The organism is Treponema sp. (assembly GCF_045657965.1).
In the GTDB taxonomy this organism is placed as follows: domain Bacteria; phylum Spirochaetota; class Spirochaetia; order Treponematales; family Treponemataceae; genus Treponema_D.
In genome coordinates, this window is sequence record NZ_JAZOUG010000249.1 from 1 (window position 1) to 3,280 (window position 3,280).

At 47.2% G+C, this 3,280-nt stretch carries 3 protein-coding genes; all 3 read right to left on the reverse strand.

Annotated features, from left to right (window positions below; genetic code table 11):
- Nucleotides 1-129: 129 nt before the first annotated feature.
- Nucleotides 130-1,149, reverse strand: a complete 1,020-nt coding sequence (locus ACKI5B_RS09310; protein ID WP_407428060.1) for an ABC transporter permease subunit — start codon at nt 1,147-1,149, stop codon at nt 130-132.
- 2 nt (nt 1,150-1,151) lie between these two features.
- Nucleotides 1,152-2,021, reverse strand: a complete 870-nt coding sequence (locus ACKI5B_RS09315; protein ID WP_407428062.1) for an ABC transporter permease subunit — start codon at nt 2,019-2,021, stop codon at nt 1,152-1,154.
- A 94-nt stretch (nt 2,022-2,115) separates the two neighbouring features.
- A complete protein-coding gene (locus ACKI5B_RS09320; RefSeq protein WP_407428064.1) occupies nt 2,116-3,252 on the reverse strand; it encodes an ABC transporter substrate-binding protein in 1,137 nt (378 codons plus the stop codon).
- Between the last annotated feature and the right edge of the window lie 28 nt (nt 3,253-3,280).

Consider the following 3,280-nt stretch of genomic DNA (forward strand, 5'->3'; position numbering starts at 1 on the left):
GGTCCGATAAGACAGTGAATGTCTCCCTGCCGGACGGTAAGATTAAAGTCGGTAAGAGCTGTAATTCCGCCGAAGCGCTTTGCCAGATTTTTTACTTCCAGCACAACGGGCTTTGCAGTCATCTGAATTTCACTCATGGTCGAACCTCCTCATAATCTTTTCATCAAGAACGCCAAAGAGCGCCTTAAACAGTCCTTGCGGAACAAACAAAACTACGATGACAAGCGCAAGTCCCAGGATAAGGAGCGAATAACTGCTGCCGGCTCCTGTAAGGAAGTTGTTTGCAAAGTAGTAGATAAAACCAAAGAGCATTGCGGCTACCGGGCTTTTCTTTCCGCCGGATGCTACAAGAATTACCGGCAGGGTCGCCTGTGTAATACTCATTGATGACGGCGATACATAGCCGCCCCATGATGCATACAGCACTCCCGCAAACGCTGCGATTGCTCCGCCGATGCTGAATACAATCATCTGTACTCTCGGCACGTTGTATCCGAACATGCTGCTGCGCTGGCGGTTTTCCCGTATGGCAATCATTGTGTAGCCGAACTTTGTTCTTTCGAGAATCTTGAACACAAGTACCAGCGCAAACACGATGACTGCACAGAAATAGTAGAGTGCGATGCCCTTGAGCTTAAAGCCGCCCAAATAGAGCGCCGAAATCTTATTGATTCCGTTGTAGCCGCCAAGCAGAACCTTGCCGACATGCCATTCAGGCCCCGCTGTCTGGCCGAAGAATGTTGAAAGCGCAAGCGTTATACATTGCGTCAGAATACCGACAAAGACATCGTTTACGCCGCCGTAGAACATGAAGTACCCGAGAACCAGAGCGAAGAGCCAGACAATTGCAATGGCAATCAAAGCTGCAAGCGGTGTCAGCGAGTGAATACCCATGTTTCCCGAGAGAATGGCGTATCCATAAGCTCCCAGTCCGTAAAAGGCCGCCTGGCCGAAACTGAATGTTCCGCAGTAGCCCCAGATGAAAACAATGCTGAGACACAGCAAAATGCTGTTGAAAAAGTTTGTATAAATCTGGATTTTGTATGCTGAGGTAACTCCCGGCAGAATCATAAAAAACGCAAAGAGCAGTACTGCAACCAGATTTTCGGATTCGTTTCTAAATATGCGATTAAGTGGCTTTATGTACATAATCAAATCCCCTTCCGGATCTTTTCAACAAGTCCTGAGAATCCGCTTGGAAGTACACGGATGCAAAGGATTGCAGCAACGAGCATGGCAATCTTTCCGATGAATTGTCCCTGTTCGAGTGAAACAACGCCACTGATAATTCCGAGAACAGTTCCGGAAAGGAATGTTCCGATAAGCGGGTTTCCGCCGCCTACGACCACTGTAGTGAATGCCTGAATAATAAAGCTGTCGCCCAGAACCGGTGAAACAGCCATAACCGGTGCATAGAGGGCGCCGGCAAGACCTGCAATTCCTGCACCTATGGCAAACGTCATTGAGTATTCAAATCCCGTGTTGATACCGAGCGCTTTAGCAACTTCCTGATTCTGCATTGTGGCGCGTGAATACAGGCCGAATTTCGTGTAGTTGAAAAACATGTAGAATGCAATAAGCATCAGTATTGAAATCACAACAAGCACAAGCCGGTATACCGAAAGAACGTTTCCGCCGACTGTTATTGAACCAAGCGGCATTGATACGGACGGCATTGTTGAGCCGAAAATAATCTGTATCAGCTGCTTCATTACAAGACTCATACCGTATGTAATAACGATAGAGTCCATCGGTCTTGCGTGAAGTTTCGAGATGATAAGTTTATGGATTACGACACCGAATAGCGTAACACCAAAAACTGCAATCAAAACGCTGAGGATAAACGGAACTCCGGCAAGCGCACTGATTGTAAAGATATACGCTCCCAGCATGATGAACTCGCCGTGTGCCATATTTATGATGTTCATCATTCCGAATATAACTGCCAGACCGATTGAGCTCAGAATAAGAAAACTGAAGCTGTCTATAATCTGGTATAGGTATGAAACGACTATATCCATGTACGACCCCCTGAAAATAAAAATGACGTGCTGAAGCCCATCAAAGCGCTGGATTCAACACGTCATTGTGTTTTGCTAAACGTCTTTTGTTACATCATTCCGGTGTGTACTGCATGTTTGCAGCTTTCTTACCTTCCTTGGCAAGGTCAACACCAAGACTTTCGATAAAACTTGACTTTACACCCTTGAATGTTGCGATAACTTTGAGCGTGTGGTCCTTTTCAACTTTGCCTACTGCAATATCACGGATTGTGTGATGGTCCTTTCCGTTAATCACCGCCATTCCGCCAGGACCGTCAAAGCTCACGCCACTTTCAAGAGCCGCAATAACAGCCTCGACTTCGGTAGTGCCGGCTTTTTCAACTGCCGCCTTATACAGGTAGAGTGATGTATAGGTCGTTTCCGCATCCCAGCCGATGTATTTCACAGAAGGATTTTCAGCCTTAAGCGTTGCCGTAAACTTCTTTGCGGCAGGTGTCGCTACTTCTTCGTAGTACGGCGCTCCGACATATACATTTGCCATTGCCGGCGGGGCAAAGAGCTTGTGCTCACCGTTGATAGCAAGGGCACAGGTTGTCACAATCGGAATATCTGCAAACTTGCTGTTTGACCACTGCTCGTAGAATGACATGTGTGCCGCACCGGTGCAGAACGAGATAATCATGTCCGGTTTTGCAGCGTTGATGTTTGCAATCGTCGAACTGAACTGACTTACGCCCAGCGGAATGAATTCTGTCTTGATGACTGAACCGCCGTTGCGCTCAACAGCCTTCTTTGCCCACTGTGACGAAATCTGTCCGAAGTTGTAGTCAGCGGCAATGATGTAAACCTTTGCACCAGCCGGACAGACGTTCTTCATAAGATGGTCTACAGTCGGGTCAATCTGCATCTCTGGAATCGGGCCGCAGCAGAACACATAGTGGCTTGCAACACCGCCTTCATACTCCTGGTTGTAGAAATAGAGAGTTTCGTTCTCTTCAAAAATCGGGCGGATTGCTTCGCGAGATGCACTTGAAATGCCCGCAAGCACCAGATCTACCTTGTCTTCAAGACAAACCTTTCTTGCCATTTCCTGATAGATTGTATTGTCAGTCTGCGTGTCGTACTGAATCAGCTCAATCTGCTTTCCGTTAATGCCGCCTGCGGCATTGATTTCTTTTACGGCAAGTTTTGTACCGATAGCTGCCTGAATACCGTAGCTGGAAAAATCTCCGGTAAGATCCGTAAGCATTGCAATCTTAATCTAAGTCGGATCGTAG